Source organism: Streptosporangium lutulentum (genome assembly GCF_030811455.1).
GTDB classification, from domain to species: Bacteria; Actinomycetota; Actinomycetes; order Streptosporangiales; family Streptosporangiaceae; genus Streptosporangium; species Streptosporangium lutulentum.
Map to the genome: position 1 here is coordinate 5,541,250 of NZ_JAUSQU010000001.1, position 21,788 is coordinate 5,563,037.

General features: G+C 69.7%; 22 protein-coding genes. 8 read left to right on the forward strand and 14 right to left on the reverse strand.

All coding sequences use genetic code 11. The features are described from left to right. Positions 1-93: 93 nt before the first annotated feature. The 9 genes from J2853_RS24630 to rimP all read right to left on the reverse strand — a co-directional run bounded on the left by J2853_RS24630 (position 94) and on the right by rimP (position 9,298). Positions 94-1,047 (reverse strand): bifunctional riboflavin kinase/FAD synthetase, encoded by a 954-nt coding sequence (locus tag J2853_RS24630; protein WP_307561795.1) that lies wholly within the window; start codon positions 1,045-1,047, stop codon positions 94-96. Between the two features lie 147 nt (positions 1,048-1,194). Next, on the reverse strand, positions 1,195-2,094 hold the full coding sequence (gene truB / locus J2853_RS24635; RefSeq protein ID WP_307561797.1) for a tRNA pseudouridine(55) synthase TruB: 900 nt from the start codon (positions 2,092-2,094) through the stop codon (positions 1,195-1,197). Between the two features lie 64 nt (positions 2,095-2,158). Further along, entirely contained in the window at positions 2,159-3,157 is a 999-nt protein-coding gene (locus J2853_RS24640) for a DHH family phosphoesterase (protein WP_307561799.1), read from the reverse strand. Next, positions 3,154-3,633 (reverse strand): 30S ribosome-binding factor RbfA, encoded by a 480-nt coding sequence (rbfA, locus tag J2853_RS24645; protein ID WP_307561800.1) that lies wholly within the window; start codon positions 3,631-3,633, stop codon positions 3,154-3,156. Before rbfA ends, J2853_RS24640 begins: the two co-directional genes overlap by 4 nt. A gap of 67 nt (positions 3,634-3,700) precedes the next feature. Further along, positions 3,701-4,000: a DUF503 domain-containing protein gene (locus tag J2853_RS24650; protein WP_307561802.1), complete on the reverse strand. Its 300-nt coding sequence runs from the start codon at positions 3,998-4,000 to the stop codon at positions 3,701-3,703. Positions 4,001-4,129: 129 nt separating this feature from the next. Continuing rightward, positions 4,130-7,348 (reverse strand): translation initiation factor IF-2, encoded by a 3,219-nt coding sequence (gene infB, locus J2853_RS24655; protein WP_307561804.1) that lies wholly within the window; start codon positions 7,346-7,348, stop codon positions 4,130-4,132. Between the two features lie 143 nt (positions 7,349-7,491). Next, positions 7,492-7,794 (reverse strand): YlxR family protein, encoded by a 303-nt coding sequence (locus J2853_RS24660; RefSeq protein ID WP_089207886.1) that lies wholly within the window; start codon positions 7,792-7,794, stop codon positions 7,492-7,494. Then, the gene (gene nusA / locus J2853_RS24665) at positions 7,778-8,773 is read right to left on the reverse strand and encodes a transcription termination factor NusA (RefSeq protein ID WP_307568801.1); all 996 of its coding nucleotides are present in this window, start codon (positions 8,771-8,773) and stop codon (positions 7,778-7,780) included. Before nusA ends, J2853_RS24660 begins: the two co-directional genes overlap by 17 nt. 24 nt (positions 8,774-8,797) lie before the next feature. Beyond that, positions 8,798-9,298: a ribosome maturation factor RimP gene (gene rimP / locus J2853_RS24670; protein WP_307561806.1), complete on the reverse strand. Its 501-nt coding sequence runs from the start codon at positions 9,296-9,298 to the stop codon at positions 8,798-8,800. Positions 9,299-9,488: 190 nt separating this feature from the next. Here rimP and J2853_RS24675 point away from each other — a divergent pair, with 190 nt between their 5' ends. From J2853_RS24675 to J2853_RS24690, 4 genes are all read left to right on the forward strand, one after another. Next, positions 9,489-9,971, forward strand: coding sequence for a hypothetical protein (locus J2853_RS24675; RefSeq protein ID WP_307561808.1), 483 nt, complete (start codon positions 9,489-9,491; stop codon positions 9,969-9,971). Beyond that, the gene (locus J2853_RS24680) at positions 9,968-10,432 is read left to right on the forward strand and encodes a ferritin-like domain-containing protein (protein ID WP_307561810.1); all 465 of its coding nucleotides are present in this window, start codon (positions 9,968-9,970) and stop codon (positions 10,430-10,432) included. Before J2853_RS24675 ends, J2853_RS24680 begins: the two co-directional genes overlap by 4 nt. A gap of 268 nt (positions 10,433-10,700) precedes the next feature. Then, positions 10,701-10,895: a DUF4236 domain-containing protein gene (locus J2853_RS24685; protein WP_307561812.1), complete on the forward strand. Its 195-nt coding sequence runs from the start codon at positions 10,701-10,703 to the stop codon at positions 10,893-10,895. Positions 10,896-10,973: 78 nt separating this feature from the next. Next, entirely contained in the window at positions 10,974-11,183 is a 210-nt protein-coding gene (locus tag J2853_RS24690; RefSeq protein ID WP_307561814.1) for a DUF4236 domain-containing protein, read from the forward strand. 121 nt (positions 11,184-11,304) lie between these two features. On the opposite strand, the gene J2853_RS24695 is transcribed toward J2853_RS24690, so the two are convergent. Both J2853_RS24695 and J2853_RS24700 read right to left on the reverse strand, forming a co-directional pair. Continuing rightward, positions 11,305-13,047 carry a proline--tRNA ligase gene (locus tag J2853_RS24695; protein WP_307561816.1) on the reverse strand — a complete coding sequence of 581 codons (1,743 nt, stop codon included), beginning with the start codon at positions 13,045-13,047 and terminating at the stop codon, positions 11,305-11,307. Positions 13,048-13,124: 77 nt separating this feature from the next. Further along, positions 13,125-13,763 (reverse strand): hypothetical protein, encoded by a 639-nt coding sequence (locus tag J2853_RS24700; protein ID WP_307561817.1) that lies wholly within the window; start codon positions 13,761-13,763, stop codon positions 13,125-13,127. A gap of 252 nt (positions 13,764-14,015) precedes the next feature. On the opposite strand from J2853_RS24700, the gene J2853_RS24705 reads away from it, so the two are divergent. Together J2853_RS24705 and J2853_RS24710 are read left to right on the forward strand one after the other, a co-directional pair. Further along, complete coding sequence (locus tag J2853_RS24705; RefSeq protein WP_307561819.1) at positions 14,016-15,323, forward strand: FAD-dependent oxidoreductase; 1,308 nt, start codon at positions 14,016-14,018, stop codon at positions 15,321-15,323. 8 nt (positions 15,324-15,331) lie between these two features. After that, the gene (locus J2853_RS24710; protein WP_307561821.1) at positions 15,332-16,504 is read left to right on the forward strand and encodes a DUF6986 family protein; all 1,173 of its coding nucleotides are present in this window, start codon (positions 15,332-15,334) and stop codon (positions 16,502-16,504) included. A gap of 23 nt (positions 16,505-16,527) precedes the next feature. On the opposite strand, the gene J2853_RS24715 is transcribed toward J2853_RS24710, so the two are convergent. The 3 genes from J2853_RS24715 to J2853_RS24725 form a co-directional block, all read right to left on the reverse strand. Continuing rightward, entirely contained in the window at positions 16,528-17,202 is a 675-nt protein-coding gene (locus J2853_RS24715) for a copper homeostasis protein CutC (RefSeq protein WP_307561823.1), read from the reverse strand. A 43-nt stretch (positions 17,203-17,245) separates the two neighbouring features. Continuing rightward, entirely contained in the window at positions 17,246-17,860 is a 615-nt protein-coding gene (locus tag J2853_RS24720; RefSeq protein ID WP_307561825.1) for a GNAT family N-acetyltransferase, read from the reverse strand. Positions 17,861-18,073: 213 nt separating this feature from the next. After that, positions 18,074-18,820 carry a GntR family transcriptional regulator gene (locus J2853_RS24725; RefSeq protein ID WP_307561827.1) on the reverse strand — a complete coding sequence of 249 codons (747 nt, stop codon included), beginning with the start codon at positions 18,818-18,820 and terminating at the stop codon, positions 18,074-18,076. Between the two features lie 1,103 nt (positions 18,821-19,923). Between J2853_RS24725 and J2853_RS24730 the strand changes: the two genes are divergently transcribed. Together J2853_RS24730 and J2853_RS24735 are read left to right on the forward strand one after the other, a co-directional pair. After that, a complete protein-coding gene (locus tag J2853_RS24730; protein ID WP_307561829.1) occupies positions 19,924-20,475 on the forward strand; it encodes a flavin reductase family protein in 552 nt (183 codons plus the stop codon). A 202-nt stretch (positions 20,476-20,677) separates the two neighbouring features. After that, positions 20,678-21,787, forward strand: a complete 1,110-nt coding sequence (locus tag J2853_RS24735) for a hypothetical protein (protein WP_307561831.1) — start codon at positions 20,678-20,680, stop codon at positions 21,785-21,787. The last annotated feature ends 1 nt before the right edge of the window (position 21,788 follow it).

Consider the following 21,788-nt stretch of genomic DNA (forward strand, 5'->3'; position numbering starts at 1 on the left):
CCGCACATCGTCCGGACGGGCGGCGGCGGCCCGGGACCACACGGCGACGTGATCACACGTCCACGCGGTTCACAGGATCACACGGTCAGGCGATCAGGCGGTCACGCGGCGGGCCTCGTCGACGTCGGCGTGCATCTGCTCGATGAGCGCCTCGATGGAGTCGAATTTGACGTTGCCGCGGAGTCGCGTGCCGAAGTCCACCGCCACGTGGGCGCCGTAGAGGTCGAGGTCGTCGCGGTCGAGCGCGTAGGCCTCGACCGTGCGGGGCACCCCCTCGAAGGTCGGGTTGGTGCCCACGGAGATCGCGGCGGGCCAGCGCTCGCCGTCGTAGACGGCCGGCAGGTGACCGGTCGAGATGCCCTGCAACCAGCCCGCGTAGACACCGTCGGCGGGGATCGCGGTGAACTCCGGGGACTCGACGTTGGCCGTCGGGAAACCGAGTTGGCGCCCGCGCTGGTAACCGCGGACGACCACACCCTCCACCCGGTGCGGGCGGCCGAGCGTCACGGCGACGGCCTCCATGTCACCGGCGGCGAGCTGCTCACGGATGAGGGTGGAGGAGATGGTCTCCCCGTTGCTCACCAACGGGACCCCCTCGGCCACGAAGTCGTATTTCTCGCCGAGCGTCCGGAGCGTCTCCACGTCGCCGGAGGCCTTGTGGCCGAAGCGGAAGTTCTCCCCCACCACGACCCCGGCCGTGTGCAGCCGGTCCACGAGCACGATCTGCACGAACTCGTCCGGGCTCATGCGGGAGAACTCCAGCGTGAACGGCAGCACGCACACGGCGTCCACCCCGAGTTCGGCGAGCAGCTCGGTGCGGTGCCTGGCCGTCGTCAGCCGCGGCGGGTGCGTGCCCGGCCTGACCACCTCTTCCGGGTGCGGATCGAAGGTCACCACCACCGAGGGCAGTCCGAGATCACCGGCCATCGCGACGGCCCGGGCCACCATCTGCTGATGACCGCGGTGCACGCCGTCGAAGACGCCGATCGTGACGACGGACCTGCCCCAGTCTTCGGGCACGTCGTCCAATCCGTGCCATCCTCGCACCGCAGCCTCTTCCCCTCGTAGCGGATCGACCCCTAAAGCCTGCCATGCTCCCCGGCCTTCTCTCCAATCGGGGAGGGCATAGCAGGACGAAAAGCCCTTTGACCTCGCCCGTAAGCCTGAGCACCGTCATCTCACGCGCAACACCGGTCAGGAGACGAACACGGCCAGGGACTTGGTGATCTTCCCGTGTTCCTCGACCAGGGCCAGCAGCGTGCCGTCCGGCCCGAACACGCCGATCGGGCCGTCGCCCAGCCCCAGCGAGGGCAGCCGCCCGCCGTGCGCGACGGAACTCGCCTCCTCGGCGGTGACGTCGCGCCGAGGGAAGACCGCCGCGACCGCGTCGGCCATCGGCAGGATCACGCAGTCGGCGGAGAGCTCTTCGAGGGTGCGCGCCATCGACAGGTCGTAGGGTCCCACGCGGGTGCGGCGCAGGGCGGTCAGGTGGCCGCCGGTCCCCAGGTCGGCGCCGAGGTCGCGGGCCAGGGCACGGATGTAGGTGCCGCTGGAGCAGGTCACCGAGGCGTCGACGTCGAGAAAGTCCCCGTGGCGGCGGATATCGGTGATCTCGAAGGCCGACACGGTCACCGGACGCGACATGAGCTCGACCTCCTCCCCCGCCCTGGCTCGCTTATAGGCGCGCTCGCCGTTCACCTTGATGGCGCTGACCTGCGGCGGGACCTGCATGATCGGGCCGGTGAGGGCGGCGACGCCCTTCCTGAGGTCCTCCTCGGCGACGTACGCCGCCGAGGCCGTGGCGACGAGCTCGCCCTCGGCGTCGTCGGTGTTGGTGGACTGGCCGAGCCGGATCGTGGCGTCGTAGCCCTTCTGGGTGAGCGCGAGGTGACCCAGGAGCCTGGTCGCCTTCTCCACGCCCACCACCAGCACCCCGGTGGCCATCGGGTCGAGGGTGCCCGCGTGGCCGACCTTACGGGTGCCCGCGATCCCGCGGAGCTTGGCCACGACGTCGTGCGAGGTCCAGCCGGCGGGCTTGTCCACGATGATCAGCCCGCTCGGTGGCGGGGTGCGCTTGGGGCGAGCCGTACTCATCGAGTTCCTCCTGTGGAGACCCCGGGCCTGGAGCCCTGGGGAGGATGTCGGTCGGGAAGGCCTTCTACAAGAGTGCCCGGAGACTCGCGATCGTCTCCTCGACGGGCAGATGGGAGGTGAAGCCCGCCGCCTTGGTGTGCCCGCCACCGCCCAGCGCCGTGCAGACGCGAGCGACGTCGGCTCCGCCCTTGGAGCGGGTGGACACCTGCCAGACACCGTCGTCGTCCTCCTTGAGGACCGCGGTCACGTCCGCCTCGTCGGTGCGCCTGACCACGTCGATGATCCCCTCCACCTCGTCGTACGGCAGGCCGTACGCGGCCCGGTCGGCCCGGGTGACGAACGTCCAGACCAGCCCGCCGCCCACCTCGGGCTCCAGGGTCACCCTGTCGAGGGCGACGCCGAGCACCCTGAGGTAGCCGAACGGGGAACGGTCCCACAGGTCCCTGGCGATCTTCTCGGGGTTCAGCCCGGTGGCCAGCAGGCGTGCGGCCATGGCGTGCACCGCGGGGGTGGTGGAGGAGTATTTGAACGAGCCGGTGTCGGTGACCAGCCCGACGTAGAGGCAGGTCGCGATGGCCTTGTCGATCGGCAGGCCGAGCCGGTTGAGCAGTTCCTCGGCGAGCACCGCGGTGGCCGCGGCGCCGGGGTCGACCAGGTTGAGCGTGCCGAAGCGGGTGTTGGACGGGTGGTGGTCCACCACGATCAGCTCGTGGGCCGCTCCCGCGCTGTCGCGCAGCATGGCGAGACGGGCGACGGTGGGGACGTCGAACGTGATCATCAGTTCGGGCGAGGCCGGATAGTCGTCCGGCCCGGCCAGAAGGTCCTGGCCGGGCAGGAAACGCAGCAGCCGGGGCACGGTGGTCCGGCGTTCCCCGAAGGAGGCCGTGACGTGCTTGCCCACCGCGCGCAGCGCCAGCCCGAGGGCGAGCATGGAGCCGAGCGCGTCGCCGTCGGGTGAGACGTGACAGGCCAGCGCGATCTTGTCCGCGGACGAGATGAGCTCGACGGCCCGGTCCCAGTCTCGACCGGATACCGGACCGTCGTCACGTGGCTCGGGCGTCACGTTGCGAAGTGTCCCGCGCGCTCCGAGGGCTCGTCGTCGTCCTCGAAGTCGCCGTCGTTCTCTTCGGGCCTGCGGTAGGGGTCCGCCTCGCCCGCGTGCTGCGCGCCCTCGGCCCGCTTGGCGATCTCGACGTCCCTGGCCTTCGCCTCGGCGAGCAGGTCGTCGAGGTGGCGGGCGGTGTCGGGGAGGGGGTCGTGGGTGAACGTCAGCGTCGGGGTGTGCCGCAGACCCGTCTGGCGACCCACCTCCGAGCGGATGAGCCCCTTGGCGCTCTCCAGCGCGGCGGCCGAGTCGGCCCTCTCCGCCTCCGAGCCGAACACGGTGTAGAACACCGTGGCCTCACCCAGGTCGTTGGTGATCCGCGTGTCCGTGACGGTCACGAAACCCAGTCTCGGGTCCTTGATCCGGCGCTCCAGCATCTCCGCCACGATCTGCTGGATCCTGTCGGCGATCTTACGTGCGCGTGCGACATCCATATCGCTCCCCCCTTCTCACAGTGACGGCCGACCGCGATGGACTTCCCGCGACCGGCCGTCTCTGTAGCTAGTCCTCGTCCTCGTTGTAGAGCCGATGCCTGGCGGACAGCAACTCGATTTCCGGATGGAAGGCGATCAGTCGCTCGCAGTCGTCCATCACCTCACCGCAGTTGGCGGCGGAGGAGGACACGACCGCGATCCCGATCTCTGTACGGCGGTGCAGATCCAGGTGGCCGGTCTCGGCCACGGCCACGGCCGGGAACCGTCGCTGCACCTCGGCGATGATGGGACGCACCACCGAGCGCTTCTGCTTCAGCGAATGAACGTCGCCGAGCAGGATGTCCATTGTCAGGGCACCTACATACATATTGAGTCACTCGCCACGGACGTCGCCGTGCCGCCGGTGACGCGGGGGACCCGCCCACCGGCCGAAGGCCCTCACCCCAGGGATGAGAACCGACGGCCGGCGGGTGGTCCCCCGCACCGATCCGAGGCATCAGACGCGCGGCTTCTCCCGCATCTCGAACGTCTCGATGACGTCATCGATCTTGATGTCGCTGTAGCCGACACCGATACCGCACTCGTAGCCCTCACGGACCTCGGTCGCGTCGTCCTTGAAACGACGCAGCGAGGAGACGGTGAGGTTGTCGGAGATGACGACCCCGCCACGGATGATCCGGGCCTTGCTGTTCCGGACGATCGTGCCCGAGCGGACCAGAGCACCGGCGATGTTGCCGATCTTCGGCACCTTGAAGACCTCACGGACTTCGGCGGTGCCCATCTGGACCTCTTCGAACTCCGGCTTGAGCATGCCCTTGAGGGCGGCCTCGATCTCCTCGATCGCCTGGTAGATGACCGAGTAGTAGCGGATGTCGACGCCCTCGCGCTCGGCGAGGTCGCGCGCCCGGACTTCGGGGCGCACGTTGAAGCCGATGATGACGGCGTTGTCGTCGGCGACCGCCAGGTTGACGTCGTACTCGGTGATCGCACCGACGGCGCGGTGGAGCACCCGCAGGCGCACCTCGTCGCCGACGTCGATCTTGAGCAGCGCGTCCTCGAGGGCCTCGACCGAACCGGAGACGTCACCCTTGATGATGAGCTTGAGCTCATCGATCTGGCCCTTCTCCATCTCGCTGAAGAGCTCTTCGAGGGTGCGGCGACGGCCGGACTTGGCCATGTCCGCGATGCGCTTGCGAGCCGCACGCTGCTGGGCGATCTGGCGCGCCATCCGGTCGTCGGTGACGACGAGGAAGTTGTCACCGGCTCCCGGCACCGCGGTCAGACCGAGGACCTGCACCGGACGCGACGGGTCGGCCTCGAGAATGGCCTCGCCCTTGTCGTCCAGCAACGCCCGGACGCGGCCGAAGGCCTCGCCACAGACGATCGAGTCGCCGACGCGGAGCGTGCCGCGCTGGACCAGCACGGTCGCGACCGGGCCGCGGCCCCTGTCGAGGTGCGCCTCGATGGCGACGCCCTGGGCGTCCATCGTGTCGTTGGCCCGCAGGTCGAGCTCGGCGTCCGCGGTGAGCAGGATGGCCTCGAGGAGGTTCTCGATGCCGATCCCGTTCTTGGCGGAGATGTCGACGAACATCGTGGTGCCGCCGTACTCCTCGGCGACCAGGCCGTACTCGGTGAGCTGGGCCCGGACCTTGCTCGGGTCGGCGCCTTCCTTGTCGACCTTGTTGACCGCGACCACGATCGGCACGTCGGCCGCCTGGGCGTGGTTCAGGGCCTCGATGGTCTGCGGCTTCACACCGTCGTCGGCCGCGACCACCAGGACTGCGATGTCGGTGACCTTGGCACCACGGGCACGCATGGCGGTGAACGCCTCGTGACCCGGGGTGTCGATGAAGGTGATCTTCCGCTCTTCTTCTTCGTGCACGGTGCTGATCTGGTAGGCACCGATGTGCTGGGTGATCCCACCGGCCTCGCGCGCCACCTCGTCGGTGTTGCGGATGGCGTCGAGCAGCTTGGTCTTACCGTGGTCGACGTGACCCATGACGGTCACGACCGGCGGACGCGCGACGAGATCGGACTCGTCGCCCTCGTCCTCACCGAACTCGATGTCGAAGGTCTCGAGAAGCTCTCGGTCCTCCTCCTCCGGGCTGACCACAAGCAGGTTGTAGTCGAGCTCGGCGGCGAGAAGCTGGAGCGTCTCCTCGTTCACCGACTGCGTGGCGGTCACCATCTCGCCGAGGTGCAGCATGATCTGCACCAGGGACGCGGGGATCGCACCGATCTTGTCGGCGAAGTCCGACAGGGAGGCGCCACGCGACAGGCGGATCGTCTGACCGCCACCGCGAGGAGCCTGCACGCCGCCGATCGCCGGGGCCTGCATGTTGTCGAACTCTTGACGCCTCTGGCGCTTGGACTTGCGACCGCGGGTCGGACGTCCTCCCGGACGGCCGAAGGCACCCGCCGTACCGCCGCCGCGGCCACGGCCGCCGCCACCGGGACGACCGGCGAAACCGCCGCCACCGCCACCGGGACCACCGGTGCTGGTGCCGGGACGACCAGCGCCGCCGCCACCACCGGGACGACCGGCGAAACCGCCGCCGCCACCGGGACGACCGCCGCCACCGCCGGGACGGCCTGCGCCGCCACCGCCACCGGGACGACCGGCACCGCCACCGCCGCCGGGACGGCCTGCGCCGCCACCGCCGCCGGGGCCGGCAGGACGGCCCTGCGGCATCATCATCGGGCTGGGACGGGGGCCGCCGGGACGCGGACCACCCGCGCCACCGCCGCCACCGGGCCGCGGACCACCCGCGCCGGGACCCGGACGCGCGCCGGGCGCACCGGGAGGACCGGAACGGGCGCCGGGCGGACGGGGACCAGCGCTGTCACGGCTCTGGTCGCGGGGACCACGGTCCTCACGAGGACCACCGGGACGAGGACCCCTGTCGCCGGGGGCGCCGTCACGGCCACCGGGACCACCGGGGCCGGAGGGGCCGCCGGGGCCACCCGGGCCGCCGGGACGCGGCGGACGGGCCTGGCCCATGCCGCTGGCGTTCGACGAGAACGGGTTGTTACCGGGGCGCGGGCCACGCGGGCCCGGACGCGGACCGGGCTTGGCACCGGCGCCACCGGGGGCGCCCGCACCGGCCCGGGGGCCCGAAGGGGCTCCGCCGGGACCACCGGAGGGACGGCCTTCCGGACGCGCCGCCTCGGGACGAGCCGCGGGGCCGGGTCGCGGAGCCGGGCGTGGGCCGGGCTTGGGACCGGGGGCCGCGGGACGGCCGACGTCGGTGCGGGGCGCCTCGAAACGGGGCGCCTGAACCGGAGAGGGCTGCTGCGGAGCCTGCTGGGGCGGAGCCTGCTGCGGCTGCGCCTGCTGAGGCTGGGGCACGACCGGCGGGGCGGCCTGCGGCGCGGGGGCCACGGGACGAGCCGGTGCGGGACCCGGTCGCGGTCCCGGCCTGGGGGCCGGTCCCGGCTTGGGGAATGAGGTCGGCGCCGCGGGGGCGCCGTTTCCGGCCTGGCTGTCGCCCGGCCGGGGGGCCGCCTGAGGCGGCCTGGGCGTTCTGTTACCGCCCCTGTCGGACGATCCCTTGGTGGGACCGCCCAAAGCTTCCGTGAGCCTGCGGACTACCGGTGCTTCGATAGTCGAGGACGCCGAACGCACGAACTCGCCCATCTCCTGGAGCTTGGCCATAACGACCTTGCTCTCCACACCGAACTCCTTGGCGAGCTCGTATACCCGGACCTTCGCCACTGCACTCCCTTGTCTCGGCCCGGGAGGCAGTGCCGCCGGACCGTCGTTACGTAGACGTACTCATCGCCGCATGCTCATCAGGCGCTCATAGCTATCTGACCAGCCCATCAAATCGGCGTCCTACATGACATTTGGTAACCATCTCACCCGATCCTTTCAGTCTGCAGCTCTTCAAGATGACCTCGCACTCGCGACAGGTCGAGCGGAACCGCAGTGCGAAACGCACGCGGAAACGCTCGTCGACGCTCAGCGAGGTCCAAACAGCTCAAGGAGGGATGCAACGAAGCACCACGTCCTTGGAGCCGTCGTCGCAGGTCAGGGACGATAACGCCCTCGACCATCACCAGGCGGAGCAGCTCGGAAGAAACCGTGCGAACCCGGCACCCCACACATGTTCTCAGTGGGGAAGCCTGGCCACCATATTCCAGCTTACCGTGTGGATGCATCTGCGGAACCGGCCGCGTCCCCCGCTTGGGTGTCAGGACGGATATCGATACGCCAGCCGGTGAGGCGATTGGCCAGCCGGGCGTTCTGGCCCTCCTTGCCGATCGCGAGGGAGAGCTGGTAGTCCGGCACGGTCACCCGCGCCGCACGCCCGTCGACGTCGATGACCTCGACATGGGAAACACGAGCGGGAGAGAGCGCATTCCCCACGAACTCCGCGGGGTTGTCCGACCAGTCGATGATGTCGATCTTCTCACCGTGCAGCTCGGCCATCACGTTGCGCACGCGCGAGCCCATCGGTCCGATGCAGGCGCCCTTGGCGTTCACGCCGGGACGCCGCGAACGGACCGCGAGCTTGGTGCGGTGCCCCGCCTCGCGGGCGATCGCGGCGATCTCGACCGTGCCGTCGGCGATCTCCGGGACCTCCAGGGCGAAGAGCTTCTTCACCAGGCCGGGGTGGGTCCGCGACAGGGTCACCGAGGGGCCCTTGTGGCCCTTCTTGACCTGGACCACGTAACAGCGGATGCGGTCGCCGTGAACGTACTCTTCGCCGGGGACCTGCTCGCTGTGCGGCAGTACCGCCTCGATCCTGCCCAGGTCCACCAGGACGACCCGGGGGTCCTTGCCCTGCTGGATGACGCCGGCCACGAGTTCGCCCTCGCGGCTGGCGAACTCGCCGAAGTTGATCTCGTCCTCGGCGTCGCGGAGCTGCTGCAGGATGACCTGCTTGGCCGTGGTCGCGGCGATGCGGCTGAAGTTGCCCGGGGTGTCGTCGAACTCCCTGAGCACCTCCCCGCTCTCGTCGTCGAGCTCGGCCGCGAAGATGGTCACGTGCCCGGACTTCCGGTCGAGCTCGGCGCGTGCCTTGGCGGCGGCGCCCTCGCTCCGGAAGTATGCGATCAATAGCGCGTCCTCGATCGCCTTGACGACCAGGTCGAAGGAGATGTCCTTCTCCCGCTCCAGGCTGCGCAGGACGCTCATGTCAATGTCCACGAGGCTTCCCCCTTAGCCTTCGTCGCCGTCTTCGCCGTCGTTTTCGGCGTCGTCGAGCCGGCGGAATTCCACCTGCACCCGTCCTCGGGTCAGGTCCTGATAGTCGATGCGACGCGGTGCGCCGTCGACGTCCAGCTCCACGCCGGTCTCGTCGGTGACGACGATCCGGCCCTCCACGGCGGTGCCGTCTCGCAGGTCGGCCTTGACCAGCCGCTTGACCGCGCGGCGCCAGTGGCGCGGCTCGGTGAGCGGGCGGTCGACCCCCGGAGAGGAGACCTCCAGCACGTACGGGGTGGCACCCATCGCGTCATCGGCGTCCAGCGCGTCAGAGACGCCGCGGCTGACCTCGGCGACGTCGTCCAGGCTCACACCGCCGTCACGGTCGACGATGACGCGCAGCAACCGCCGCTTGCCCGCCGGGGTGACCGTGACGTCCTCCAAGTCGAGCCCTTCGGCTTCGACGACGGGTTCCAGAAGCTTCATCAGGCGGTCGCGGGATGTGGCGCTGCCCATGCCGACCTCCCATTGTCACGATCTCAGCCGGGCGGACCTCGCCCATGCGATTAACCAGCCTATCCACACCAGGGCGTGGAAAGAGCGCCACTCGGTGTGGCGACGCCGTCCGAGAAGCGAGGTGACTGTGATGCCATGCCCGTACGATGTTAGATGCGTCAGCAACCCATGTCATAACCGGAGGTCGCTCGTGCGTTCCGTCTCCCGGCGTGCCCTGTTGCGGGGAAGCGCCCTCGGGGTGGCCGCCCTGACGGCGGCGGGGTGTGCCGCCGAGGAGCCGAAACCCGTCGTGGCCAAGGCCCCGGATCCGGAGACGGTGCTGCTCAATCAACTGATCGCGGGCAAGGAGCAGACCATCGCGCTGTACGTGTCGGCGGCCTCCGCCAAGCTCGCGCCCTTCACCGAGCGGCACAGGGCCCATCTGGCCGAGCTCCGCCGCAGGCTCTCCCAGCACGCCCCGCCCGCCTCCGCCCCGCCCTCTCCCACGCCTTCCTCGGCCACTCCCACGCCGGGTCGCAGACCCACCGTGCGGAGCCTGCGCGCTCTGGAGCGCAAGGCCGCGGCGCAGCGTCCCCTTCAGCTCGCCGGCGCCTCCCCCCCGCTGGCCCAGCTGATCGCCTCCATCGGCGCCTGTGAGGCCGCGCACGACCTGGCCCTGTCGAGGCCCCTGTGACGACCGGCCAGGAGCTCGACACGGCTCTGGCGGCCGAGCACGCGGCCGTGTACGCCTACGGGGTCATCGGCGCCAGGACCACGGGAAATCTGCGCGCCGTCGTGACGGCGGCCTTCAACGCCCACCGCGCCCGCCGCGACCAGCTCCGCACCTTGATCATCTCCGGTGGCGGCACCCCCGCCGAGCCGACCGCGACCTACGATCTCCCCGTCATCCCGTCCACCGCGGCCCAGGCGGTGGAGCTGGCCGTGCTGGTCGAGCGTGGGGTGACCGGCGCCTACCTGGAGCTGACCGCGTCCGCCGACGCGACCGTCCGCCGGATGGCCGCGCTGGCCATGCAGGAGTCCGTCACCCGCTCGTACGGCCTGCGCCCGGAGATCGTGGCCTTCCCCGGCATGCCCGCCGCCCCCGAGCCCGTCCCTGCGGCGGCCCCGTCGAGCAGTCCCGCCCCCTCCCAGTGAGCCGGTGATCTCCCGGCGACCTCGTCCCGGCGGATCCCCGGCGACGCGAGGCGCCGCCCCTCAGGTCGCGGCGGCCCCGTCGCGGTGAGCGCGGTCCGCCTGCGGTTCGCCTGCGGTTCGCCTCCACCGAGGCTCCCACCCCCTTTTGTCGCCATTGAATCCGCTTTGGCCACGTTTGCCTTGCTTATCGCAGGTGGTCATATTTACTGCGTTTATCGCGAGCCTGGCGGGTAGCTGAACTTCCGCGAATACGTCTAGGGAGGAAGCAATGGGTTGGGGCTATAGGAAGTCGATGAAGTTCGGTCCGTTCCGTCTTAATCTCTCGCGAAGTGGAGTGGGCCACAGCTGGGGAAACCGCGCCTTCCGGGTCACCAAGACGGCCGACGGTCGCCGCACGCTGAGCGTCAACCTCCCCGGCGGCTTCCACTGGCGTAAGACCCTCGGGACCAGCGCTCGCCGCTGACAGGGACCCGCCCGGGAACCATTCGACGACGTCCGTCGTTTTCAGGACACGTCACAAGGGTTTCGGGGAGAAGAGGCCATGGGCTGGGGATACAGAAAGTCGATCAGACTCGGTCCTTTCCGGATCGACCTGTCTCCGCGAGGGGTGGGGCAGAGTTTCGGCAACCGCAGATTCCATTTCGCGAGAACCCCTGACGGCCGTAAATACGTGACCGTCAATCTGCCCGGCGGATTTCATGTGAGCAAGCTGATCGGTGGATCTTCCCGGCGCCGTCACCACCGATACTGACGGCGCCGAGCGCCCCGTCAACGCCGACGCGGGCCGCGTGAGAAAAGGAGCGGCCCACCCGTGACGGGTGGGCCGCTCCTTTTCTCACGCGAAGGCGCCTTCCACGTGAAGGCGCCGGAGGTCAGGCGCCGCAGGCGGCCACGACGCGGTCGACGGCCTCGGCGATCGGGATCTCCTCCTTGATGCCGGTGACGCGATCGCGCAACTCCGCGACGCCCTGGGCGAGGCCCCTGCCGACGATCAGGATCGTCGGCATGCCGAGCAGTTCGGCGTCCTTGAACTTCACACCCGGGGAGACCCCGGAACGGTCATCGAGCAGGACGCGCAGGCCCCGGGCCTCAAGATCCTCGGCGAGCCGGGTCGCGGCCTCGATCTGGCCGTCCTTGCCGGTGCCCACGATGTGGACGTCGGCGGGGGCGACCTCACGGGGCCAGACCAGGCCCAGCTCGTCGTGCTTCTGCTCGGTGAGCACCGCCACGGCCCGGGAGACGCCGACGCCGTAGGAGCCCATGGTCACCCGGATGGGCTTGCCGTCGGGGCCGAGGGCGTCGAGTTTGGCGGCGTCGGCGTATTTGCGGCCAAGCTGGAAGATGTGACCGATCTCGATGCCCCGGTCGATGGAGAGGGCCGAGCCGCAGACCGGGCAGGCGTCGCCGGTGCGGACCTCGGCGGCCTCGATGGTGCCGTCGGCGACGAAGTCACGGCCGGCGACGACGTCCACGGCGTGCTTGCCGGGCTCGTTGGCTCCCGTCACCCAGGCGGTGCCGTCGACCACGCGAGGGTCGACGAGGTAGCGGATGCCGAGGCTCTTGAGGACCTGCGGGCCGATGTAGCCGCGCACCAGGCCGGGGTGCCTGGCGAAATCCTCGGCCTCGAAGATGGCGGGCTCGCCGGGGGCCAGAGAGGCCTCCAGCCGCTTGAAGTCGACCTCACGGTCTCCGGGCACGCCGACGATCACTGTCTCGGTCTTGTCGGAACCGGGCGTGGTCACCTTGACCACGATGTTCTTGAGCGTCTCGGCGGCGGTGACGTCGAGGCCGTGGTGCTCGTTGACGTAGGCGACCAGCGACTCGATGGTCGGGGTCCCGGGGGTGTCGAGCACCCGCTGGGCGGGCCGCTCCCCGGTGATCGCGGCGGGGGCGGGGGTGGTGACCGCCTCCGCGTTGGCCGCGTAGCCGCAGTGGTGGCAGGCCACGAAGGTGTCCTCGCCGGTCGCGGCGGGGGCGAGGAACTCCTCCGACGCCGAGCCGCCCATCGCGCCGGACGTGGCGAAACAGATCTTGTAGCCGAGGCCGAGACGGTCGAAGATCCTGATGTAGGTCTCGCGGTGCCGCTCGTAGGAACGCTTGAGGCCCTCGTCGTCCAGGTCGAAGGAGTAGGAGTCCTTCATGACGAACTCGCGGCCTCGCAGGATGCCCGCCCGGGGACGGGCCTCGTCGCGGTATTTCGTCTGAATCTGGTAGAGCGTCACCGGATAGTCCTTATAGGAGGAGTACTCCCCCTTGACCATGTCGGTGAACATCTCCTCGTGGGTGGGGCCGAGAAGGTAGTCGGCGCCCTTGCGGTCCTTGAGGCGGAAGAGCGTGTCGCCGTACTCCGTCCAGCGGCCGGTGGCCTCGTAGTACTCGCGGGGCAGGAGCGCGGGGAAGAGCACCTCCTGGCCGCCCATGCGGTTCATCTCCTCACGCACGATGCGCGTGACGTTCTCCAGGACCATCTTGCCGAGGGGCAGCCAGGAGTAGACGCCGGGTGCGATACGGCGGACATAACCGGCGCGGACGAGCAACTTGTGGCTCGGGACCTCCGCGTCTGCCGGGTCGTCCCTCAGGGTTCGAAGAAACAACGACGACATGCGCAGCAGCACGGCTACTCCTAGCTAGCAGGGAAACGATGTCCTACAGGCTATCGACTGGCGCAAGCGAGTTGTCTGCGTTGGCCGCTTCAGAAGCTCGCCGCGAAGAGGAAGTCCGCGGACGCGATGACCAGTGCGACCGCTCCGGAACGGACCCAGCCCCATCCCCTGCGCAGTGTGAGCACCAGTCCCAGCACGAGCACGCTCACGGTCGTGACGTTCCAGGGCCAGAACGCCAGGAGGTCCGTCCTGCCGGGCATCGCGCCGTTCATGCCCACGACCGCGACGAGCCCGGCCAGCACGCCGCCCGCCAGGTCTCCCCACAGGTCCTCTCGCCGGGTGAGGCAGGAGAGCACGCCGAACGACACAAGGGTGGCGAGCATGAGGTTCATGATGGTCCCGCTGCCGCCGAGGCCGCCGAACCGGTCTTCCGCGTGGAGGATCGAGACGGCCAGCGACGAGATGAGCGGCCCGAACGCGGCCAGCGCACCGGCCAGCAGCGCCCAGCCGAACCCGGCGGCGCTGCGTCCCACCATGACGACAAAAAGGATGTAGGCGTAGGGGTTGTAGACGCTGTAAAGCGGCTCGGGTCCGTAGGAGAGCAGGACTCCCAGACCCCCGAGCAGCATTCCCGCGAAGAGCGAGACGACCATGTGCTGCAGGATGGCCTTCTCACGGCGGTCTCCCGCGAGGAAGTCAAGCGTGTAGTTCCGTTCCACCAAAGCCACCGATCCCCCGATCAAACTGTCATGTGGCCACGCGCAGTATATCTGACCTGCGGTAATGCGGAAAAACCTCTCGCGTTCCTTGGCGGATCATGTGTTCGCCCAGGGGGCGGACCATGATCGGGGATCGGGTGGACACAACCGCTCCGGCGGACGATTCGATCACGTCGGCGCGCGATCCTGGCCGAGCGGCCCCCGTTGGTACAGAATCGAAGAGGGAATCGCGTTCATGACATCCAACGCCGAGGAGGCGATGTGTCACTCCGAGTCGCGATTGTGGGATCGGGGCCTGCCGGGATCTACACGGCCGAGGCGCTGATGAAACAGGCCTCCGGCGACGTCGAGGTGGACGTGCTGGAGCGGCTGCCCACGCCCTACGGCCTGGTCCGGTACGGCGTGGCCCCGGACCACACGTCGATCAAGTCGATCGCGGGCTATCTGCGCGGGGTCCTGGAGCTGCCGAACGTCCGGTTCCTGGGCGGCGTCGAGCTCGGCAAGGACATCGACGTGGCGGACCTGATCGACTGCTACGACGCGGTCGTCTACTGCACCGGCGCGATGGTGGACCGGCGGATGGACATCCCCGGCGAGGACCTGCCGGGGAGTGTGGCCGCCACCGACTTCGTGAACTGGTACTGCGGCCACCCCGACATGCCCGCCGATCGCTTCGTCCTCGACAGTTCCGAGGTCGCGGTGATCGGCGTGGGCAACGTGGCCGTGGACGTGGTGCGCGTCCTCGCCAAGACCGCGGAGGAGCTGCGCGCCACCGACGTGCCCGAGGAGGTGCTGACCCGGCTGGCGGAGAGCAAGGTCAAGGCCATCCACATGATCGGCCGACGGGGGCCGGAGCACGCCAAGTTCACCCTGAAGGAGCTGCGAGAGCTGGGCGAGCTGGCCAACGCGGACGTGTACGTACGGCCCGAGGAGTGCGTGGCGGACGTCACCGCGGCGTCACGGCAGGTCCGGGGGAACGTCGAGGTCCTGCGGAGCTGGGCCGCCCGCAGTCCCGTGGGCCGTCCCCGGCGGCTGGACGTGCGGTTCTGGATGCGCCCGGTGGAGATCCTCGGCGACGGCAGGGTGGAGGCGCTCAAACTCGAACGCACCCGGCTGGCGGAGGGCCGGGTCGTGGGCACCGGCGAGTTCGAGACCATCCCGGTCGGCATGGTCCTGCGCTCGGTCGGCTACCGCAGCGTGCCGTTGCCCGGCGTCCCCTTCTCCGAGGCCACCATGACCGTGCCGAACGAGGCCGGGCGGATCCAGGGCCGCGACCGCGAGTTCGTGGCGGGCTGGCTCAAGCGCGGTCCCACGGGGGTGATCGGCACCAACAAGTCCGACGCCGCCGAAACGGTCCGCACCCTTCTCGCCGACCTCGCCGGCCGCGAGCAGGTACGGCATGCGGACCTGGACGCCGTCCTCGCCTCACGGGGCGTCTCGCCCATCACCTACGAGCACTGGCTGGCCATCGAGGCGGCCGAGGCGGCGCTGGCGAAGTCCCTCGACCGCGGCGAACGTGTGAAGCTGCTCGGCCTCGCCGCCATGCTGAACGCCTCCGGCCGCCGATGAGCCCCGGCATGCGTGTCACGCTCGCCGACCCGCTCGCCCTGATCCCCGGCTTCGAGCGGGTCCACCGCGAGCAGTCGGCGAGATATCCCGCCCTGGCCGTGGAGTGGCAGCCGGTGCACACCGTCTACGTCCCGGCCGACCGGTTCGACGCCGCGACGGTGGCCGCGTGGGGGAAGGCGGCACTGGAGTCGTTCGATCGGCACCTGTCCGCGAACGACCTGGCGGAACTCTTCGAGACGGACGAGCGCATCGCGGGGGCCGTCCACAAGAAGGTGGCCGCGAAACTCGCCCGGGAGCCGATCGAGGACCTGCGGGTGGACTTCGAGGACGGGTACGGCCTGCGCCCCGGGGAGGAGGACGGCCATGTCGCCGCCGCCGCCGAGGCGATCGCGGCCCTGCACGCGAACGGGACGCTCCCGCGCAGGTGGGGGCCGCGGGTGAAGTCCTTCGCCGACGGCGACCCGGTCCGGAGCGTCAGGACCCTCGACGGGTTCCTGACCGGGGTGATCGAACGCGTCGGACACCTGCCGGCCGGGTTCGTCGTCACCTTCCCCAAGGTGCTCATGAAGGCCTACCTCGGCCAGTTCGCCGACTGCCTGGAGGCGCTGGAGAAGGGGCTGGGCCTCAGGCCGGGCGCCCTCAGGTTCGAGATCCAGGTGGAGGCCACCCAGACGGTGTCCTTCCTCGACGCGGACCTGGTCCCCGCTCTCGGCGGCAGGCTGGCCGCGGCGCACTTCGGGGTCTTCGACTACACGGCGAGCTGCTCCCTGCCCCCGCACGAGCAGCGGCTGGACCACCCGGCCTGCGACCACGCCCGGCACGTCATGCAGACCGCCTTCGCCGGGACCGGGGTGGAGCTGTCGGACGGCTCGCTGGCCGCCTTCCCCGCCTCCGACGACAGGCATGTGGTGCGGGACCTGTGGCGACGCCACGCGGGGATGGTCAGGCACTCCCTGAGTCACGGCTTCTACCAGGGCTGGGACATGCATCCGTCGCATCTGGTCAGCCGTTACGCCGCGGTCTACGCCTTTCATCTGTCCCGGTATGAGGAGTACTCCCACCGGGTGCGGGCCTGGGAGGAGCAGCGGGAGGCGGGAGGCGGCGTGATGGACGAGCCCGCCACGATCAAGACGATGGCCGCCGCCCTCCGCCGGGCGGATCTGGCCCTGGGCGACGCCTGACCCGAGGGTCTTCGGGCGGCGCCTCAGTCGATCAGTGCCCGCCAGTCACGGACCAGGCGCGCGTCGACCGGGTCGGACCACGAGGCCCGCACGGCGCTGCCGACGTGGAAGGCCCGCACGCCGTACTCCATCAGCAGCGGGACGTGCCCCGGCCTGAGCCCGCCGCCCACCATGATCAGCGGGCCGTCGCCGGCCTCGCAGCGGGTCTTGATCACCCGCAGGCCCTCCGTCACGCCACCGGGCGCACCCGAGGTGAGCACGGTGGCGAGGTTGGGCAGCAGGCGGACGGCACGCCAGCTCGCCTGGACGTCGGCCGCGTGGTCCACCGCCCGGTGGAAGGTCCAGGGCAGCGGGGTCACCGCGTGGATGAGCGCCTCGGTGGCGGCCAGGTCGACCGCCCCCGCGGAGTCGAGGAAGCCGAACACGAACCCGGCCGCGCCCGCCTCGGAGAGGGCCTTGGCATCGCGCCGCAGGCCCTCCAGCGACTCGGGCGTGGCCAGGAACGACGCGTCGCCGCGCAACATCACCATCTGCGGCAGCGCACACTCCTTGGAGATCGCCGCGACCGTCTCCACCGCCGGGGTGAGCCCGTCGGACGCCATGTCGACGACGATCTCCAGACGGTCTGCGCCGCCTTCTTCGGCCGCGACGGCGTCACGCACGTCAAGCGCGATCACCTCAAGCAAGGATCCGGTCATGAAGTGAGGCTATCGGATGACTTTGTCCGGGGATCGCCGTGGTTCAGACCTGCTCCGGCACGAGCAGCCCGCGACGGTCCACGAACGGCACCTCGGCTTCGGACGCCCTGCCACGAAGGCCCCCCGCCCGCTGGAACAGGGCTCCCGACGCGCGGTGCGGCAGGTCGACCGTGCGCAGGTGGGCGAAACGCTGCCCCCGATAGTAATCCTGAAGCCTCGGATTGTCCTTGGAACAGTCAAGCCGGAGCCAGCGCCGGCCCGTCGCCAGGACCCTCAGGCCCGCCCAGTCGAGCAGCGCCTCCCCCAGACCGCGGCCGGAGTAGCCTCGCGCGACGGACAGTTTGTGAACGTAGAGGGCCGTTCCGGGACCGTCCTCGGGGGCCCAGAACTCCGGATCCGCGTGACCGTCCAGGGCGATGGTGGCGGCCGGTCTCTCCTCTCCTCTTTCGCCGTCCAGCAGATACAGGACGCCCTCCGCGATCAGCGGGCTGATCCGCTCGGCGGGGAAGCCCCCGACCGGCCACTGGCGTACGCCGCGGCCGTTCAGCCAGCCGGCGGTCTCGGCGAGGAGCGCGAGCACTCCTTGGAGATCGCCGTTCGTGGCTCTGCGCAGCGTGAGCCTGCGCGTGAGGGTGGGGTTGACGGTGTTTGAGTGCATGATTCATCCCTTCGTTGCACTCGGTGCGTGAAGTGACACGGAAAGTGGCCGAACGACGGCGCACGGCATCCATGCCGGGCTAGGCGAAGCGCCTAGGGGCCTGAGGCGAGCGGGGAAAGGGGATCGCGCCCGGCCGCCCGGCGAGCACAGCCCGATGATCGCCCGCGGCGCGGGCGAAGGCGGGGCCGGCCCGTCGGGGCGGTCACGGAACCGTCAACGGCTTTCCAGCTCGTATCTGATCAGGTGCTTGTCCGAGGGAAGGACCGACACCGCGACCCGCACTGGGGTGTCGCTCTCGTCGTATCCGACCCGGACGTAGACGACGACCGGGGTGCCCAGTTCGAGCTGGAGCATCTCGGCCTCCGAACTGTTGGGCATCCGCGCCCAGATGTCGTCGACCATCCGGACCTGGGGGTGGCCGAGTTCCTCAAGCACCCTGTTGGCCCCGCGCATGATGTCGCCGGGGCGGGCGATCTCGGAGTCGGCGACCAGCGCCAGCGGGAAGTAGGAGTCGTTGGTGTTGTACGGCTGGCCGTCCACGAACCTCAGCCTGCGGCGGACCACGGCGAGCTCGTCGTCCTGGAGTTCCAGCCTGCTGGCGATCTCCTCGATCGGATGCACGATCGACACCTCGATGTTCTGGCTCGGCGCGCGTCCCTCCTGGGAGACCGCCCAGGCGAAAGCCTCCCTGGTCTCCTCGGGCTGCGGCTGGAGCTCCCTCTGGGGGTGGATGAGCAGCGGGCGGCGCTCCCTGACCACGGTGCCCCGACGGGGGGTGCGAGTGACCAGCCCCTCGTTCACCAGCTCACCGAGGGCGAGCCGCACGGTGTTGCGACTCACCTGGTGGGTGAGCATGAGCTCCACTTCGGTCGGCAGCTGATCCCCCGGTCCGAGCGCACCGGAGTAGATGGTCCTCCGAAGGTCGGAAGCCACCAGTTGATACAGCGTTGACCGTGCCATTTGGTCCCCTTTGTGCCAACAAAACTAGACGATCTGGTTCTAGTGGGGAACAGCCCCTTGACCCAACCTCCCAAGACCCGCATTATCCAATCGTTGGTACAAATCCATCGAAAGGTCGGCGATGGGACGGAGACCGGTGCTGTCGGCCCACGCGGGCACGCCGTATCCGCCTTGGCGCGACCCCCGCGAGGCAACGCGTTTACTGCGTTACGCGTTGCATCGTCAGGGATTCACTCACACCTACCAGAGCAATGCGAATGGGATGTCCGTGCTTTCGGTGCTGACTGATTTGACTGTGTGGTGCAGAGACGGGCTTTTCATCTGGAATGAGGACGGCGTAGAGGCCTCCCATCCGGCCGATGACCCGGTTGGGGCCGCACGTCTCATCTCCCGGCACTACCGGCGGCCGACGTCCGACGACGACCATCGCGAGGAGGAGCCGGAACCCCCGGTCCGAGCCTCTCCTCCCGCCGACTCCGCACGCGACTAGCGATTGAGGACCCCATCCCTCGCCGGGGTCCTCACGTCGCCGCGGCGGGGCGGAACGCGTCCTGGCGGGTCCCCCACGCCCGCCAGGGCGCGTTCTCGTCATGAGACCGCCCTTCGTGGGACACGGCCCCGCGGAACCCTCCCGCGCGGAGCGCCCGCCTCACGGGACCGCTCTCAGGCCGCCCCGAGACCCGCCTCACAGAACCGCCCTGAGGCCACCGGGACCCGCCTCACGGGATCGTTCTCAGGCCGCCCCGGGACCCGCTCCCGGGCCGCCCTCAGACCCGGACCCAGGTGTCCCCTCGAAGCCGTTCCCCAGCCACTCTCCGGCCGCTCGCGGGCCGCTCGCAGGGCCGGGACCCAGGTCCGCCCTCAAGCCGTTCCCCAGCCGCCCTCCGGCCGATTTCAGGCCGTTCTCCGCCGATTTCAGGCCCGTTCTCCGGCCGGCCTCAGGACGGGCGACTCCCCGGCGCCGCGGACCGCTTGACACCTTCCCGGGCACTCCCCTATTTTCCGAGCAAACGCTTGGTAATGTGACGTCAGGTGGCGGATGCCGTCCGCCGCCGAGCTCCCCTCGGGACCGATCGGGCACGGTTGAGGAGGCGAGTGCGATCATGAGCACCCCCGCAGCCTCCCCTCGGCCCGTCTCCCCCCACCTCGTCTCCCCCCACCCCGTCTCCCCTCGGCCTGTGGACGGCCGGCGGTTCCGCAGCGTTCTCGGCCGCTTCGCCACCGGCGTCGTGGCCATCACCGCCGTCGATCCCGACAGCGGCGAGCCGTGCGGCCTGACGGCCAACTCCTTCACCTCGGTCTCGCTGGATCCGCCGCTGGTGGCCTTCTGCGTGGCGCACACCAGCACGAGCTGGCCGCGCCTGCGCGCCGCCAGGATCCAGACGGTCAACGTGCTCGCCGAGCACCAGCGATCGGTCTGCGCGGCGCTCGCGAGCAAGGGCGGTGACAAGTTCGCCGGCCTGGGGTGGACCGAGTCCCCCGGCGGCAACCCCGTGATCGACGACGTTTTGGCCTGGATCGACTGCTCGACAGAGGCCGAGTATCCGGCGGGCGACCATGCCATCGTCGTCTCCAGGGTTCACAACCTGGGTATCCACGGCGACGGCGGCCCGCTGGTGTTCTTCCAGGGCGACTACGGCCGGTTCCGGGCGTGACGTCCCCTGGGGGCCGCCCCCAGGGCTTCTCGACCCGCGAAATCTCCGGCCCCCGGCCTGTCCGATCGCGGGGCCGTCCCATTTGATGACCGGCGCGTGAACAGGCGTCTAATTCTGCCGCGCACCCCGCTCTTCGGCCCCCGTCCCATTTCCGCCCCTCACATAATTCCAAGCAGAGGGGTTTTTGCGGAAATGGGGTGCGATGAAACGGTCCATCGGCGTCGTCCTGGCACTCCTCCTTGGCGCGGCGGTCGTGGCGGCGATCGTCCTGGGCAACGGGGGCGGCGACGGGCCGGTCACGGTTCGGGGTGTGATCGGCTCGGAGAAGAAGCCGTTCTTCGACGACCCCCGGGTGCGTGCGGCGTTCGAGAAGCACGGGCTGCGGGTCGAGGTGGACACCGCCGGATCCCGGCAGATCGCGACCGAGGTCGAACTCGACGACTACGCGTTCGCGTTTCCCTCCAGCCTCCCCGCCGCCGAAAAGATCAAGCAGGATCGGAAGGTCGCCCAGACCTTCTCGCCCTTCTATTCGCCCATGGCGATAGCGACATTTCAGCCTATTGTCGACATATTGACCAAGGCCGGGCTGGTGCGCGACTCGGGCCAGGGCTACCAGGTGTTCGATATGGAGAAATATCTGGACCTGGTGGCAAAGGGCACTCGCTGGGACAAACTTCCTGGTAACACCACTTATCCCGCGCGCAAGCGGGTGCTGATGACCACCACCGACGTCAGGACCTCCAACTCGGCGGCGATGTACCTGGCGATGGCCAGCTACGTCGCCAACGGCGACGACGTGGTCACCGCCCCGGCCCAGGTTCCCAAGGTGGCGGGGGCGGTGGCGCCGGTCTTCCTCGACCAGGGTTACTCCCAGTCCTCCTCCGAGGCCCCCTTCACCGACTACCTGGTCATGGGGTCGGGCAAGACGCCGATGGTCATGATCTACGAGGCCCAGTACCTGTCCCACGTCTTCGCGGGCGACGGCTCGATCCGCCCGACGATGCGGCTGATCTATCCCGCGCCGACCGTGCTGAGCAAGCACACGCTGGTCCCTTTCACCCCGCAGGCGACCGAGATCGGACGACTGCTGACCGAGGATCCCGGGCTGCGGAGCCTCGCCGCCCAGCACGGCTTCCGCACCGCCGACCCCAAGGCCTTCGCCGACCTGGTCGCCAAGCACCGGGCGCCGGTGGCCCGCGACCTGGTGGACGTCGTCGAACCCCCCACCTACGAAAACCTGGAGGGGCTCATCGCCGACATCGAGCGCCTCTACGCGAGCGGTTCCGTGCCTCAGCCCGAAGGAGGGCACTGAC